Below are 15,706 nucleotides of genomic sequence, written 5' to 3' on the forward strand. Positions count from 1 at the left end.
ACCACCCAAAAAATTCGGGCGGGGGCCGCCTTCTGACATGTAGGAACTCCTACATGACTATTAGAGTCCAAGATCTTTTTCTAATATTAGAAGATCCTTATCTCCCGGAACATTCTTCGGTCTATGAAGCTTATACGCTTGAATGGATTCGATTGCCTTCGTTCTTAAGAAGTTCGCTTCTTCACTGATCGTAGTGGATTTTATCCCACCTGAAAGTTCCAAATGTCTCTTCCCGTAGAGAAGTGAAGTCAGTCTATGAAGCCTATAGTCGGTGATATTATCCAGTCCCGCTTCTTTTAGGAGTTTTTGGGCGATTTCCCAGGATTTTTCCTGACGATTTCTGAGTTTAGGCTCCTCTTCCGGTAAAACACTTCCTTTAGGTCGTTTTCCTGAAGAATAGGAAAGATATAATTTATAATAGGTCTCGGCGCTTCTGATCAAAAGTTCGTAATCCGTTTTAGAAAGTCGGAATCCTTCTCTGGCAACTTCCTGCGCTCTTTCTAATTCTTCCGGGATAAAACTGTTCTTGGAAAAACTGGGAGCCTGGTCCGCCTTACAATTTAAAAAGGAAACATATTCTCTGGAGAATCGGATTAAGTCCTGGTCGGAATCGAATCTGGATCTCTTCTTCCATGCCGACGAAAACTCTGCTCCCGCACTCATCGGTAGGATCCCGGAACAAATCGGTTCTTTGGAATCCACTCCCGCCTCGTTTAAATACAATATTCCTAATCTGTAATGTGGTACCGGAGACATCGGATCAAGACGAATTGCCTTGCGGTAGGATTGGATCGCTTCCGGGACCTCGTCTCTTGTAAAATGATAATCACCGGTTTTACGCTCTACTAATGCAGGTCCGCTGAGTTCGGAAGAGACCGGATAGGCTACGGTTAATACCTTCTCTTTTGCCATCCCTAAATATCCGACACCTCTTAATTGTTTTCCGGTAAACGCGGTCTGGAAGATGGATTTCACTTCTATTTGGCCCACGATACTTCCGTCTTTGAATGTTACGTGGTCGAAATCTTTTTCGATCAAATAGAGTATCTGTCCCGGACGAATACCCGGATCGTAATGTACTTTGACTGTGACTATATCCGGTCTAGTATCGTATCCTAATTCGAAGTTTTTGTATTTTCCTTCGTATTCGATCGGTTTAACCTTATCGAACATAATGGTCTCCCCGACTAAGACCATTTTTTCCTTTCTAGGCATTCCGTCTTTTCCGCCGTTTTTAGGCATTCCCACATCTCGGAACGCATACACGAATTCTCTGGAGAATAAGGAGGAGGAAAAAGCGCAAAGGAATAGTATGATTACAGGTCGGGTTAGGGCCATACTTTTATATTCGGCCGGATTGAGGCTTTGCCAATAGAAATTTTAGAACTTTGGGCGACTCCTCGCAAACGACCCGTAGGGAGTGAGCGAGCCCGAGATAGCCGGAGGCGCGATCGAGGGCACTCCAAACTAACTGCGATCGCTCGGACCGCGCTGCTACGACTTCGCGCATTCGCGCTCATCCGGGCAGAGCCCGGACTAAAGGTCTACGCATCGCTGTCGCATTGTATTTGCAAAACCCTCTGCGATCTCAGTGGTCTCTGTACGAGCCAACCTAGACCAAGATCTTGTTAAAGTTCTCGATCACCTGGTACTTATGTTCCGCTTGGGGATGGTTGCCAGGACGGGAGAGTAAAATCGGCCGGATCCCTGCTTCGGAAGCGGCGTCTGCTTCTTCTTTTATGTCCGTGAAGAATACGATAGAGTTCGGAGATAAAGAAAGTTTCTCGGCGATCTTGGTATAACTTGAAGATTCTTTTTTTCCGCCTACTGCGGTATCGAAATAACTTTCAAAATATACAGTAAGATCTCCTGCCTCACAATATCTATAGATCAGGATTTGGGCTTCCACACTCCCGGAAGAATATACTGCGGCACGTTTGCCTGAGTTTTTGATCCTTTCCAAAAAGGGAGGAACATCCGAAAAGATCGTACTTTTCAATTCTCCCGACTCATATCCTTTTTTCCAGATTCTTCCTTGGATTTCTTTCAAAATTCCTAATTTACGATCTTTGGATACAAGGTATTTGCAGAATCCGGTAAGTGATTCGGGAGAATCGGTAACTTCTTCCGCGTAATCGGTTTCGTTTTTGGCGGCAAGGATGAGTTCCTCGGCGAAGCCGGTTTCCGCCGAGGTCTCGGAGAAGAATGTCTGAAAGTTTTGGACCGAGTAAGGGAATAAGACTTTGTGCACGAATTCTATCGGCGTAGTTGTCCCTTCTATATCGAATAAATATAACTCGGTGTTTTGTTCTTCCAATTAAGCTGTCCTTTTGATCCTGCCTGCTTCGGCTGCCAATTCTTCATGCATCTTTTGTTCGTCATGTTTGAAATTTTTCAAGATATAGAACCAAGCAAGTCCGCAAGGTATCCAGAAAAGGATCGCGATTGTGAAAGCCTGAGTCCTGTCCGGCAATACTGTGAGGATCAATGCAGCCATTGCAGGTCCAAGTCCGTTCCCAAGATTGTCCGTCAGATTGTATAAAGCGAACATAGAAGATCTACTTTTAGGCGGGTTGACGTTTATGATCAACGCTCTTACATTCGGGCCTGTTACGGAAATAATAATACCTGCAAGAATATTAATAAAAATGAATAATGGGCTACCTGCAATATTCTTTGCGTATAATAGATATAGCGTAGGGATGATCCCTAATAATATGGAACTTCCGCAGAATATAGGAAGGAACTTTTTATTGGTATCGTATAGTTTCTGCCCGATGACCCCACCGAAAAACGTACCTGCGAAGATCCCTAAGGCTGCGAAGATGACCAAAGCGGAGGCTTGGTCTTTAGGTAGACCGTAACTGAATTCGTAATAGTCGTTCAAAAACACGAAGAACACACCCCAAGGCACGCAGCCTGGAATTCCTTGCATAAAGATCCCTACGTTTGTTTTGCTCTGGAAGATATTTTTGATATCCTTCCAGGTTAAACGAACTGCTTCCGAGTTTACATCCAGAGAATCCGGAGATAGGCTTGCCAATTCCTTCTCACTTCCGCCTCGCACCGGCTCCTTACAGAATAATCCGTAAACAAGCATGAATAGGAAAGAAGGGGTAGCCATATAAATAAAACTTTGTCTCCATCCATTGATCGGGTCCTCGGTGCCTAAGGTCCCTCCGACCAATTGCCCGACTCCGACTCCGAGCCCGATGGCTAGAGAAAGATAACCTGCTGCTGTGGAGCGGGACTTGTCCGAGAAATAATCCCCGACTAGAGAGAATAGAAGAGGGAAACTTCCTCCCAAACCGAAACCTGTAAGGGTTCTGAGGATCAAAAATTCTTCGTAGTTTCTTGCGAATCCGGAAAGAAGACAAGGGATCTCTCCTAATAATACCGTTCCGATGACCAAAGGTTTTCTGGGAAATCTTTGCGTAAGGTAACCCATGTAAACCGAGACTAACCCTCCCAAAACGAAGAAACAAATCGGGATCAGTCCCCCCAATTTCCAATCGATCTCTTTTTGGTCTGTGATCCCGAAAGAGCCCGCGATATTTCTAAGGTTGGGGGCGATCAGGTTTTGGTCCGCGAATAGAAAGAAAGCCATTCCCATGATCATCCAGAAGGCGAGGATCGCGTTTCCTCCGTGGCTTGCGAGTTCACCTAATCCGAAATATCGAAGCAGGCTTTTTTCCGAGGTCGGTTGAGACATCCAATTCTCTCCAAATTGTTTCTGTTTGATGTCGGCTTCTTTAAGAAGCACGTAAAGCGACAGATTGGTGAAGGGAAAAGGAATCGGCAACGAAAATCCGTTTTGGAATAAATACTTGACCCGACGTTTACTTATCTATAGCTTCGGTCCGACTACAAGGGATACCGCCCAAACCTAACTGGAGCCAAACAGCATGGCCTACCAACATAAAGAGTTCTTCTTTCAATCTTCCAGAGACAATACCAAATTATACGGTCAAGCTTGGACCAAGTCGGGTGCCAATCGTGTAATTGTTTTTTGTCATGGATTCGGAGAACATAGTGGTAGGTATTCCAACCTCATCCAATATTTTAAGGATAGTGATGTCAGTTTTTACGGATTGGATCTAAGGGGGCACGGCAAATCGGAAGGTAAAAGAGGGCATGCTTCCGGTTTCGAAGCGTTTGTGGATGATCTGGCGGACTTCGTACATGAGGTTCGCAAAAAAGAACAGAAAGACAAGATCTTACTTTTAGGACATTCTATGGGAGGAGTGGTGGTCATTCGCTACGCTTTGGAAGGAATCAATCAGGATTATATCTACGGACTTGTAGCTTGTTCTTCCGCATTAAAGATCCCTACCACTGCATTCCAAAGATTTCAGATCTCTGTAGCGGGTTTCTTGCGTAAGATCGCACCTTCCACCACTTTGGACGCGAACCTGGATACAAGTTTGGTCAGTAGGGACCCCGAAGTGGTGAAGAGTTATATCGAAGATCCTTTGGTTCACGGCAAAATTTCATTCTCCATGGGTTACGAATTATTCCAACAAGGAGCCTTAGCGAATAGAAAGGCGGGTATCTTAAGGACTCCTATCCTGATCTTGCACGGTTTGGCAGACGGGATTGCGGACCCTGCGGGGAGTTTAGAATTTTATAATCATTTAGTTTATAAGAACAAAAGAATGAAGACCTATAAAGGATTCTATCACGAACTTATGAACGAACCGGTAGGAGAGAGAGATAAGGTCTTAAAAGATATCAAAGAATTTATGGATTCTTTGGTCCCGGAAAGGGCAAAGTCTTCCGCCAAGAAGCGGAGTGTTAAGAAAGTTACAAAGTCAAAACCTTCTCCTAAAAAGAAAACTTTAGCAAAGAAGAAGTAAGTCCTTATTAAAATCCGGAAATAGTAAAATTGGTCGGACAAATCGGACGCTGGAGTCCCAAAATCCGTTGGAGCTGTGCCTAAGAGGTCCAGCTCCTCAAGCCCGGAAACCAAATAGTTATTTATAATTTTGATTTTCGGAACGAACTATAAGTAATCGTAAAGGAAAGAAAGAATAAGAAAGAAAGTATTCCGATCACTCCATAGATCGTCTTTTCGGTAGATACGAATATACTTCCGTTATTGATCTCTCGCTCTTGGTTTGCAGATTCGTTGATCGGTTCTCCTCCGATCACGGAAAGAGTGATCTCATACTGAGGTCCCGCATAACTGACTATATTCGAATTCACATCAGGAGGAGCGTCCACAGAAACGGGACGTGTACCCTTCTGCCCGATAAAAGAAACCTGCATATCCTTGGGCTTGGAAAAGATCACCTTCTCTCCTTCTTGACTCTCGAATAATAATCTGTCCTTGAATTGGGTAGGGGACAGATTGGTCGAAGGGATCACGTAACTTACAAATAACTGAGAAGTCCCCGGAAGGATTGCCCTATCGATGACCCAACCGTTTTTCCCTTTGGTCAATTGGATCGGGATCGCCATCTTATTCGTACTTTGGGTCAATTGGGCGCTGACTTCCAAAGCTTCCTCGGGCACATACACTTCCAAAGGATCGTTCGGGTTCTGAAAACTTTTAGGCGGAATCGTATTATTTGTAAGGATCGATACTTTAGAAATTACTAATGCGTCTTTTTCTCTCACTACCTGGAGTAAGGATTTGGTTTTAACTACGGAACGATCTAGAGTCTTATCGTAAACTGTTACCTCTTGCGGCCGAGACCTCATCATAGGCACCGGAGGGATCATCTTATTATAATTTACTCCATTATAAGTCACTTGCAACAGAATAGGAAGCCCATCCGGAGCATTGATCTTAGGAAGTTTAAAACTTCCTCGTACAGGCCCTTGGTCAGGAAGAGGTAAGGGCATCATCTGTCTTTCCAATGCGAATAAACGAATACTTTCCGCGGAACCCGGGCCGCCCGTGCTTCCGTTTTTGAGGACTATCTGAAGTTCCAGTTCCTCCCCGAACAAGGGAGATAGGCTAAAACATATAAAAAGAGAAAAGAATAGGATTAGGAATTTATTCTGCATGGGATCGATTCCAATGTTTCTTATCCCCTGAAAAAGGGAAAGTCTTTCCGTTCTGATTCTTGTAATCGAAATCTCTAAAATTGTGGACGAATGTGGGGAATTTCGTTAGAAAGGATGCCCAAGAATCGATACAAATAGAAAGAGGTCGCCTTGAAATTATTCAAAAGAATCCTTATCGTTTTGCTGAGTGTTTTCACTATATTACTTCTGCTGGTTTATTTTTCCACATTCCATCCTTCGGACTTGGAATCGGTACAAGTAAAATGTGAAGAAGGTGCGCCGAGCCTAGAATCTTCCGAACCGATCAAAGTATTATCTTGGAACGTGCAATATTTCGCAGGAAGGAATAGAGTATTTTGGTACGATGTTCCGGACGAGACCGGACCGGATACAGGACCTTCTAAAGAAGAGATTAAATCTACTCTTAAAAAAGTGGCGAGTGTGATCTTAGAAAGAGATCCGGATTTCGTTTTATTCCAAGAGGTGGATGACGGAGCTAAAAAAACGTACTCGGAAAATCAATCCGAAAGAATTATGCCCTTACTCTCCGATCGATATCCATGCCAAACGGAAGCGTTCTATTGGAAGGCGGGTTTTGTTCCTCATCCAAAGATCATGGGCTCTGTGGGGATGAAGCTGACTATATTCAGTAAATATAAAATACTTTCCGCGACTCGGCACCAGCTTCCGACACCTCCCGCCGATCCTATTACCAAACAGCTGCAATTAAAACGTGCGATCTTGGAAGCTTCGATAGACGTAAAAGATAAAAAACCTCTGATCCTTTTAAACACACATCTGGATGCGTTCTCCATGGGAACCGATACGATGCAAAGGCAGGTTGCATTTATTGAGAACTTACTGGATAAATTGGATTCCGAAAAATTAGAATGGATATTAGCGGGGGATTTCAATCTTCTTCCTCCCGGTTTTTCCAGAAAACAATTACATCCTAATGGAGCATTCTTTTACAGTGACGATGAGGAAATTGCACCCTTATTCAAAAAATGGGATTCGACCGCAAGTGTGGAAGAATTGAACGGACCAAATCGGGAAAAATTCTATACTCATGTGCCGAATGATCCTCAGATCGCAAAGCCGGATAGAACGATCGATTATATCTTCTATTCAAAGGGAATAACTAAAAAAGAATACTTAGTGTTACGGGAAGGAGAAGCCTCCGAATCCAGTGATCATCTTCCCTTAGAGGCGGTATTCTCCTTGGAATCTCGTTAATTTTTGATCGGACAAATCCTTGCTCTTTTCTTAGAGGACAAGAATTTGGAAAAAAACGAAAGATAGGGCATTATGAGACCGTTTAAAATTCTGGGCGTACAACAAATCGCAGTCGGCGGAGACAGTAAGGATAAGCTCAAAAAATTTTGGGTGGATACTCTCGGATTGCAGAACATTGGTTCTTTTAGAAGTGAAAAAGAGAACGTAGACGAAGATATCCTACAGATGGGCAAAGGCCCCTATGCTGTAGAAGTCGATATCATGGAACCAGTGGATCCGAACAAAAGTCCAAGAGTCAACGATCCGAAGTTAAATCATATCGGACTTTGGGTGGACGATATCCATAAGGCAGTGGAATGGCTGACTGCACAAGGAGTTCGTTTTACCCCCGGCGGTATTCGCAAAGGAGCCGGAGGTCACGAAGTGACTTTTATCCATCCTAAAGGGAATGAGGAATTTCCGATCTGCGGAGAAGGGGTTCTTGTAGAACTTGTCCAGGCACCCAAAGAAGTGATCGAAGCTTTAGGTTAATAAGAATTAAAAAAGGATCTTTTCGGAGATCCTTTTTTGTATATTAGGATTATTTAACGCCTTGCAGAAAGTAAGTGTGCATCGGGCCTTTTCCTTTAACCTCGATCACACTCCTATCTTCGAAATTATATTTATCTTTTAAGGCAAGAAAAACGGACTCTGAAACATGGATCCTTCCCGTTGCGCCGTGCGATTCCATCCTAGATGCCGTGTTTACCGAATCACCCCATAGATCGTATACGAATTTATTCTTACCGATCACTCCGGCTACAACCTCGCCGGTATGAAGGCCAATCCTGACATTAAACTCGAATTCAAGCTCGGGTTTTAATTCATCCAAACGATGTAACATATCTAATGCCGCTTGGGCTGCCTTATGAGCGTGATCTTCCGTCGGGACTGGAATACCGCCTGCGAGCATATAACAATCGCCGATCGTTTTAATTTTTTCTAATTTATATTTGTCGGCAATCACGTCGAATTCCGTAAAAATACGATTTAAGATCTCTACAAGCCTGGTTGGAGTTTGTATCTTAGTCGTAAGCTTGGAAAAACCTACAATATCTGCAAAAAGTACGGTAGAAGAAGGGAAATAATCCGCGATCACTCCTTCTCCTCCTTTTAAACGGTCCGCAATACTTCTTGGTAAAATGTTCAAAAGTAAATTTTCGGACTTTTGTCTTTCTTCTTCTATACTTTTGTTCAGAACCTCGATCTTTTCCAAAGAATCCTTTAATTCTTTGTTTCTTTTGGAAAGTGTCCTATAAGCATCCGCATTATCCACACCGATCGCTACATAGTTTGCCAATGTTCTGAGAATATTCAGCTGGTTGGGCTGGAATGCGTTTTTGGAATAACTGTGAACGGTGAGTATTCCGATTAGACGTTCTTCCACATGTAGTGGGAAGTATAATGCCGACTGTGAATTTTCTCCGAAATGTTTTCGGATGTCCGCCAAATAATTCGGAAAATCCTTTTCGATATCCAGAGTGATCAGTTCTTTTTGTTGTTTAACACAATAAGAAGAAGGGTTATCCTCTTCCAAAGAATCCACGGACGGAGCGGGAACATACCTACCGTCTATTACGCAAAACTTATATTTGATCTCTTTTTTCTCTTCGTCGTAAATACCGAAGGCGAGAACGTCCATAGGAACGATGGACTTGGTATTCTCGTAAACGGATTGTATGATAATTTTAGGTTCGAGGGAAGAAGTAATGATCTTTCCGATCTCAGTCACGAGTTTGAGGTCCATATAGGCGGCCTCTAACATTATATTAGAATCGGTTAATGCTTCTTGGGTTTTAAGAAGCCTATGCTGAGTGGAGTCCCCGATCTTCATGATCTTTGAAGATTGTTTGAGAAGGGACTCGTAGGATCCTACTAGGGTTTTTAATTTTTGTTTCGGATCCTCTTTGGTATTCGGATCTTCTAAAAAAGACTGAACGTCCGAGAGAAGTTTAAATTCCTGCTCGAAAAAAGTATTCTGCTCTTTTGAATTCGAAGTTTCGCTCTTTTCCACTTTTCCGCACGAAAGAAATCTTATTTATAAGATTTCATTTTGAAAGGTAGGGACAAATCGGAAGAGAATTCCTCTCCGGTTTCCTGCATGTCTTCGTCGTCTTCTTTATAGAGCCACTCGACTTCCACCTTTCCGCCTTTGTCATGATACTTCTGGAGATTGTCCAAAATATCCATGATCACTTTGGAAGAGCTGGTGTTAAAATAATCCATTTGAAAACGGAACTGGATCTGTTTGCCTGTCGTCTGGATTGCGGTCAACCAGTCAAAGACAGGTTTGTAAAACGCCATTGCGTTTTCCGGATAGGATTCTCCGATAATTTCCGCGAGCCCCTTGTCCGATTCTAAGATGATTTCCGGTGAAGTTTTAGTCTGTTGTATATGTAAGGATTCCATGATTAGTTTTCCTTCGTAAAGAATGCGGAGATTGTAAAAAAGGATAGTTTGCCATCCAATTTGTCGAAACGAAATACCAGAGGCCCGTCCGACTTCCTGGCAATATCGATTAATCCCACACCTGCTCCTTTGCTATCTTCCGGCCTCTCCGATCTAAGTTGCTGTTGGTAGAAGGACTTTAATTCGTCCTTACTCATGGAGTTGATTTTTTGTATCCTTTCGGTCAAAAACTCGATCTTCTCGTTTAGTACCAAATTTCCCGAAGCAACATGGTAGCCAACCGAATTTTCCCTAACTATGAGGATCCCTACGCCTGCATCTTTCTGCTCTTCATTAATTTTTCGCTCGGCGGAGTAGTGCAGCATATTTTGCGCTAGTTCAATAAAAACGGCGAAAATTTTCTTAATTTTAGATTCCGTGCTTAAAGAAGTCCGGATCATTGATCCCAACTCGGTCAGAACTTCCTGGGACAGTCTGCCCTTAAAGGATACGAGCAGGTTGTATTCGCTGGTTTCCTGATAAGTCTTAAATAGATTTATGACTTCATTTTCCATCATCAGCATCTTCCTTTTTCAGAAACATCTCCTTATCTTCCCCCCAATATTACACCGACTAGTGTTATGTCGTCCCGCTGTGCCTCTCCGTTTTGATGGGCTAACAGGAAGGATTCTAAACGTTCTTTTTGTTCTTCGCCGGAAAGATGTTCGATTCCGCTTAAGAAGTTTAGTAACCCTTTGGTACCGATTTTTTGTCGGTCCGGATTCGGCTGATCCATAAAGCCGTCCGTGGTTAAGTAAACACTCGTACGTATTCCTTTTTCCAAGGGAATGGAGTGTGTTGTAAATTTTCGCGTTTCTTCTTTTTGCCTTCCGCCGATCGAGAATCTATCACCTTTAATTTCGGTCAAGACTCCGCCTTTTCCAATAAAAATAGGCCGTTTTGCTCCCGCAAAGTATAAATTGTTTCCTTCAATCTTTAATAAACAAAGATCCATTCCGTCCCTAGAATTCGTTTGGTCCATGTCCTGTTTGAGAGCCTGCCTGACTTTTTTATGTAAATGTTCTAAAATAGATCCCGGATCGGTAATACCGATTTCGTTTACGATCTGATTAAGCAAAGTATTTCCGATCATGGACATAAGAGCTCCCGGCACTCCGTGGCCGGTACAATCGACGGATGCGATATATATTGCATCTTCCTGTTTTGAAAACCAGTAAAAATCTCCTGATACAATATCTTTCGGGCGGAATACCACAAAATAATCGGAAAGTGCACCTCCCAATACTTCAGAAGAAGGTAAAATTGCCTGCTGGATATTCAAGGAATATGTAATACTGTCCGTAATATGCTGGTTTTTTAATGCCAGATCATCGTTGGCCTGAGCTAATTCTTTGGTTCTTTCGGCGACCTTACTTTCCAAATTCGCGTAAAGTAACGCGTTATCGATGGATATCGCGGCCTGCGAGGATAGAATGGAGATAGTCTGGAGCCTATCCGAAGTGAATGCAGCCTCGGAAAGATTATTCTCCAAATATAATATACCGATCAGTTCTCCTTGTTTGATGATCGGAGAACATAGAACGGATTTTGTTTTCCTTTCTCTAATATACGGATCCTTGTTGAACTTCTCATCTGCGAAAGCGTTTCTGAGCACCAGATCCTCTTTGGTCCTTTCCACATAGTAGATAACGCTGATAGGTAAATTTTTACTTTCTTGGATCGGAATTCCTTGGAGGACTCTGATCTCATCGTCCGTCGTACTTCCTTCCGCTTCTACGAATAGTTTTCCGTCCCTTCGTAGGATCATGACCCCTTTTTCCGCACCCACGTTCTCTATGGAAATCTGCATTAAAGTATCCAATAAGGACTCTAGTTTGATCTCTCCGGAGATCGCAGTGGAACTTTTCAGGATGGATTGGAAGTCCAGGGTCTGACCGGAATATACTTCCGTAGCGGAAGCGGTCCTGGTGCTTAAGGTCCCCATGGTGCGGGTAGTGCGGAAAGTATCTCTTCCTTTTTCTCGGATGAATTCCGGGAACTTGGTTTTGAGGAGTTCCTGCTTTTTAGTCGCTCCCCATCTTCCGTATTTTTGGTAAGCTTCCGCGATATATTGGGATCCGATTTTGGCGCTTCCTTTGGAGAACCAGAATTTGGATGCCAGTTCCGCGGCTAAAGCCTCATCGTTGTAATATTCGTTTTTACCCGCGAGTTGAACCGCTTGCTCGTAGGTTTTCGCTGCTTTCCAGTTTTTGTATTCTAGTCTTGCAAGTTCCGCTTCTACCAATAGATATTTATGTTCGAAATTTTCAGGGGCGCTTTCGGAAAGGACTTTTAGTTTCTGTTGATTCTTCTTGATCCTTTCCAAGAATTTTACTTTTTGTTCTTGGGTAGAAAGTTTATAATTCGCAGCCATTGCGAGAGAATGCAGATACCCGTGCTCTTCCACCGCTATTTGACCTGAAATGAATCCGAGCATACTTTCGGATTCTTCCAATTCTTTTAACGCGCTTTCTGCTTCTCCATAGCTAAGTAACGTTCTCGCCTTCATAATCTTGAAAAGACAGACCGGGAAAGGACTTTGGTGAGAATTACATAATTCTATATAATCTTTCTCATCCATTTCCTCGATGGAAAATTCCAAATGAGAAGGAGTTTTTCCTCTCAGGTTGGAAACCACCAGTGCGGATGCGAGAACCGTATCTATCGCTAAGTTGTTCTTTACCTTACGAGTGAATTTTAATAGTCCATCTATTTTAGGTTTTACTAATTCTAGATTTTTGGACTGAAGGACAACATTGACTGCGTCGTTCATGGCGCAATAACCGCCATGCAGGAATTCCCCGGATTCTAAGCTGGCTTGGATCCCTCTATGGTTGATCTCTTCCGAGTATTTTAAATGTCTTACGAACGGAGTCGTGTAGTTTGCGAGAATATTCGCTGCCTTCGTGATCCCGCTCGGGTTCTTGTATTTTTCACTCACCTTGACCGCGAGTTCCGCAAATTCGTAACCTTTTCTATATTGTTGGAAACCCGAAGTGAGAAGGATCGCATACATGGAATATCCGTACGGATCGGAAAGGTTCCCGTACTTCAAGAATAGGTTCACCATTTTTAAGGAAACAATCGGGAAAAGGGACAATGCAAAATTGTAAACGGTTGGGATGGCGCTAATCAAAAGGTTCACTGCCATGATCTGTTCCTGTTTTTGGATCAGTGGGAGGTCCAACAAAGAATCTACCGTCTTTCCTTCCAAGGCTTTGTTTACGATCTCTATCTCTTCCCCCGTTACTTTTTCATGATCCTTTTCAGGAATATCCACACCTAATGGTTGGAGCGCCTTTATGATCATCGGAAGAGCGAGGTCGAATTTTCCAAGGGCGGAATATTGGATAATGAGCAGGTTACAAGCATCCGCCTTTTCGATCGGAGATCTTGCATATTTTAAAAGTGTATCTATCGTCTTTTGGGAATCCTCGAAGTTCCCGGTCAGATATTGGGTTTCGCCTAACTCTCTGAAGATGGAGTAACAAAGATCGTACTTGGCGTTCCAAAGAGCGTCATCCCCTTTGGAAGCCTCCGGAAGAAGGAAGAGCAATTCCCTGGCTTTTGCGATATAGGAAAGAGCCGGTTTGTAAGCCGTGGAGTTTTTGGCCTTCTTTCCTGCGATCAGATCCAATTGGGCCAGTTTTAGTTTTTCCGCCGGTTCGGTAATTAGCCCGGAGCCGATATTCATGTGATTTGCAATATCGAAAATATTGTCTTCGATATGTTTAGGGTCCGCTCCTTCCAATAGGAATCTTCCCAATTGTAAGCGGATCTTTTTTTTCTTTTCTTCTTCTATAATTTCATACGCCGCTTGTTGGACCCTATCGTGTTGGAATCGGAAGGTGACCGTTTTTGCGGTCTGGTAATTTTTTTCCTTATTCGCTTCCGTTTCCTCGAACGATTCCGCAAGGCGATAGTTTTCCCCGATCGGCACAATCAATTCTTCCGCGATGGTCTCCTGTAAGGAACGAAGCGCGGTTTTATAATCCGTTTCTAAAATCCTAGTCAAAAGAGCCAAATCAAAACTGCTCCCTATACATGCCGCCAATTCCAAGGTTTCTTGGATCTTAGGTGAAAGTTTCCGGATCCTATTCACTAAAAGTTCTACTACGTTATCCGAAATCTTAGTATTCCGGATCTTGGTGATATCCCATTTCCAGATTCCTTCGCCCGGTTTTCCGGAACCATGATCGAAATAGACCGAGTCTTCCTTGGCGAGTTGTTTCAGAAGTTCCCCGATAAAGAATGGGTTTCCTCCGGTTTTGGAATGTACGATTTCCGCAAATTCGGAGGTTTTATCTTCCGAAGTATAAAGGCTGTCCGAGAGTAATTGTCTTACGTCCTTTAATGCCAAAGGTTGGAGTACGATCTTATAAGGATCCAATCCTTCCTTTTCCAGCGTATCCAGCAATACTTGGAAAGGATGGGAAGAATCCACTTCGTTGTCCCTGTATGCTAATATGATGAAAAGGTAATTTACGGTTACGTCTTCCATCAGATTTTTGAGAAGTTCTAAGGAAGCGGTATCCGCCCATTGCATATCGTCCAGGAAAATTGCAAGAGGATGGTCGGGACTTGCAAAAACCTTAATGAAGTTTTGGAATACTATGTAAAAACGGTTTGCGTTCTCTTGAGGTCCAAGTTCCGGAACAGGATCCTGTTTACCTATAATGATCTCCAATTCCGGGATCACGTCCGTGACCACTTTTCCGTTGGCGCCTACCGCTTTTTTGATCTTACTCTTCCATGCCTCGATCCTTTCCGGAGATTCGGTCAGGATCAATTCCACCAAACTGGAGAACACTTGGATGATGGCGGAGAAGGGGAGGTTCCGATTGTACTGGTCGAACTTACCCGAGATGAAATAACCTTTGGATTCGGTGAGAGGTTTATTGATTTCCTTAACAAGTGAGGATTTTCCCACACCGGAGTAACCTCCGATCAAAACCATTCTGGATCTTCCGTTTGTGGCAACGGATTTGAATTCTTCCAAAAGAGTTTTAATATACTCATCCCTTCCGTATAGTTTCTGAGGGATCTTGAATTCCGTGGAGAAATCCGTTTGGGCGAGAGGGAAAGGAGGGAAGTCTGTTTTTTCTTTCCAGAGAGCGTATGCTTTTTCCAGATCTCCCTGGAGTCCCCTTGCCGTCTGGTATCTATCTTCCGCATTTTTTGCTAGAAGTTTCATTACGATCTCTGAAAGTACGGTAGGGATTTCGGATCTTACTTCTTTCGGAGAAGCGGGGATTTTTGCCAAATGGGAATGTACTAATTGTAGAAGATCGTCTCCGTCGAACGGTAACTTTCCAAGAAGCATCTCGTAGTAAGTGATCCCCAAAGAATAAAAATCACTTCTGTAATCTACCGAACGGTTCATTCTTCCGGTTTGCTCCGGAGAAACATAGTGGATGGAACCTTCTAGGATATTCGGAGCGGACCAAGAAGTTTCCTCCTTATTCAGTCTGGTGGAAATTCCGAAATCTATGATCCGGATCTGTTTTTCATCCTTATTGAATATTATATTCTCAGGTTTTAAGTCCTTGTGTATGATCTTTTTGGAATGTATCTCGCTTAATCTTTCCGCGAGTTGGATGGCGATCGGGAAAAAATCCGAAAGAGTCATCGGCTTTTTGGAGATAAAATCCTTTAAAGAACCTCCAGGCACGAAGTCCATAAAAAGTGCGAATCCGTCTTGGAGTTTTTCGAACTTGATAGGTTTAACAAAATAACCGGAGGAAAGTAAATTCAGGATCTCGAATTCGTTCCTAAGATTGACCACCGATGGATGTAATTCATCCAATACCGGAAGAAATTTGATGATAACGGACTTACTGTCCTCTTTGCGGACAGCTTTATAAACTTCGGACGCAGATTCGGCATTCAGTCTTTCTTTTAGTTCGAACCCAGTTACGATCATCCTTCTACTTCACCTTTATTTTTATAGTCCATTCCGAAGACCAAGGCA

General features: G+C 43.1%; 11 protein-coding genes. 3 read left to right on the forward strand and 8 right to left on the reverse strand.

Translation table 11 applies throughout. The features are described from left to right. Positions 1–60 precede the first annotated feature (60 nt). The 3 genes from AB3N61_RS03985 to AB3N61_RS03995 form a co-directional block, all read right to left on the reverse strand. Positions 61–1,338, reverse strand: a complete 1,278-nt coding sequence (locus AB3N61_RS03985; RefSeq protein ID WP_020771085.1) for a tetratricopeptide repeat protein — start codon at positions 1,336–1,338, stop codon at positions 61–63. A 274-nt stretch (positions 1,339–1,612) separates the two neighbouring features. Beyond that, positions 1,613–2,317 carry an acireductone synthase gene (gene mtnC, locus AB3N61_RS03990; protein WP_367898534.1) on the reverse strand — a complete coding sequence of 235 codons (705 nt, stop codon included), beginning with the start codon at positions 2,315–2,317 and terminating at the stop codon, positions 1,613–1,615. After that, positions 2,318–3,712: an MFS transporter gene (locus tag AB3N61_RS03995; RefSeq protein WP_020771357.1), complete on the reverse strand. Its 1,395-nt coding sequence runs from the start codon at positions 3,710–3,712 to the stop codon at positions 2,318–2,320. Between the two features lie 193 nt (positions 3,713–3,905). Here AB3N61_RS03995 and AB3N61_RS04000 point away from each other — a divergent pair, with 193 nt between their 5' ends. Further along, positions 3,906–4,856 carry an alpha/beta hydrolase gene (locus AB3N61_RS04000; RefSeq protein ID WP_020771525.1) on the forward strand — a complete coding sequence of 317 codons (951 nt, stop codon included), beginning with the start codon at positions 3,906–3,908 and terminating at the stop codon, positions 4,854–4,856. A gap of 121 nt (positions 4,857–4,977) precedes the next feature. On the opposite strand, the gene AB3N61_RS04005 is transcribed toward AB3N61_RS04000, so the two are convergent. Further along, positions 4,978–6,012 (reverse strand): hypothetical protein, encoded by a 1,035-nt coding sequence (locus AB3N61_RS04005; RefSeq protein WP_367898535.1) that lies wholly within the window; start codon positions 6,010–6,012, stop codon positions 4,978–4,980. A gap of 150 nt (positions 6,013–6,162) precedes the next feature. On the opposite strand from AB3N61_RS04005, the gene AB3N61_RS04010 reads away from it, so the two are divergent. Further along, positions 6,163–7,248 (forward strand): endonuclease/exonuclease/phosphatase family protein, encoded by a 1,086-nt coding sequence (locus tag AB3N61_RS04010; protein ID WP_367898536.1) that lies wholly within the window; start codon positions 6,163–6,165, stop codon positions 7,246–7,248. A gap of 72 nt (positions 7,249–7,320) precedes the next feature. Further along, a complete protein-coding gene (locus tag AB3N61_RS04015; protein ID WP_020771485.1) occupies positions 7,321–7,779 on the forward strand; it encodes a VOC family protein in 459 nt (152 codons plus the stop codon). Positions 7,780–7,828: 49 nt separating this feature from the next. Here AB3N61_RS04015 and AB3N61_RS04020 read toward each other — a convergent pair whose 3' ends face one another. From AB3N61_RS04020 to AB3N61_RS04035, 4 genes are read right to left on the reverse strand one after another with little or no spacing between them, the layout of a single operon-like run. Next, positions 7,829–9,301: an adenylate/guanylate cyclase domain-containing protein gene (locus AB3N61_RS04020; RefSeq protein WP_367898537.1), complete on the reverse strand. Its 1,473-nt coding sequence runs from the start codon at positions 9,299–9,301 to the stop codon at positions 7,829–7,831. A gap of 20 nt (positions 9,302–9,321) precedes the next feature. Then, the gene (locus AB3N61_RS04025; protein WP_020771230.1) at positions 9,322–9,696 is read right to left on the reverse strand and encodes a DUF1987 domain-containing protein; all 375 of its coding nucleotides are present in this window, start codon (positions 9,694–9,696) and stop codon (positions 9,322–9,324) included. A 2-nt stretch (positions 9,697–9,698) separates the two neighbouring features. Next, the gene (locus tag AB3N61_RS04030) at positions 9,699–10,253 is read right to left on the reverse strand and encodes a SiaB family protein kinase (RefSeq protein ID WP_020771108.1); all 555 of its coding nucleotides are present in this window, start codon (positions 10,251–10,253) and stop codon (positions 9,699–9,701) included. 29 nt (positions 10,254–10,282) lie between these two features. Further along, positions 10,283–15,658, reverse strand: a complete 5,376-nt coding sequence (locus AB3N61_RS04035) for a protein kinase domain-containing protein (protein WP_367898538.1) — start codon at positions 15,656–15,658, stop codon at positions 10,283–10,285. Positions 15,659–15,706 lie beyond the last annotated feature (48 nt).

This window comes from Leptospira sp. WS58.C1, assembly GCF_040833995.1.
Lineage (GTDB): Bacteria > Spirochaetota > Leptospiria > Leptospirales > Leptospiraceae > Leptospira_B > Leptospira_B cinconiae.